Below are 679 nucleotides of genomic sequence, written 5' to 3'. Positions count from 1 at the left end.
CCCTACTATGCCGTACCACCAGCCTTCGATGCGACGGTACAGGTCGGCTCCGTTCCTCACGTCCACGCGGAGGCATCCCCGGTACGTGTCACCGGTGTTCTTCCGGTTCGTCGCCGGGTTGTGCCGCTTGAGCGTCGTCTTCAGGAAGCCGGTCCGGTCCACGCCCACATGGTTGGCCCAGAACTGTTCGGCGCCCTGGACGTCGGCGTTCTCGTGGATGTGTACGGCGAACCTGATCTGGGTCGGGTCCACGTCGAGCAGGCGCAGCCAGGCCAGGAAGACCGAGATCATGTCCGGGTCGCTGTTGACGAAGGTGACGCGCTCCTGCGGGTTGTGCGGCTTTCGCTTCGAGCCCTCGGCCCAGTAGAGGCCCACCCCGAGCAGGAACAGCTCGCGGTCCGTCAGTGAGCCGATCTCGCTCGTCGCAGCCGCTCGGGTCCGCTGCCGCTCCTCCTCGCGGAGCCGCAGCTTCGCCTCCCAGCCCCGCCGGGCGATGGCCGCCGCCTCCTCGCGGCTGCGTTTCCGTTCCGGCTTCGGCAGATCCCGCACCCACAGGGAGATCGAGCTCTTGGAGCACCCCAGCTCGACCTGGATCTGGTCGTACGTCCAGCCCTGTAGGCGTAGCTCGCGGGCCTTTGCCCGCAGGTCGTCCTTGGCGTTGGGGCGTCTGGTCCAGTCG

1 protein-coding gene is annotated in these 679 nt (G+C 67.7%); it reads right to left on the bottom strand.

Features of this window, described 5'->3' with window-relative positions; all coding sequences use genetic code 11:
• A partial coding sequence (locus LPA54_RS34365; protein WP_228984574.1) for a hypothetical protein occupies nt 1-679 on the bottom strand: 679 nt, incomplete at both ends.

Origin of the sequence: Streptomyces sp. DH12 (genome assembly GCF_020873895.1) — a bacterium.
Taxonomy (GTDB): domain Bacteria; phylum Actinomycetota; class Actinomycetes; order Streptomycetales; family Streptomycetaceae; genus Streptomyces.
This window is presented reverse-complemented; position numbering and strand designations above follow the sequence as displayed.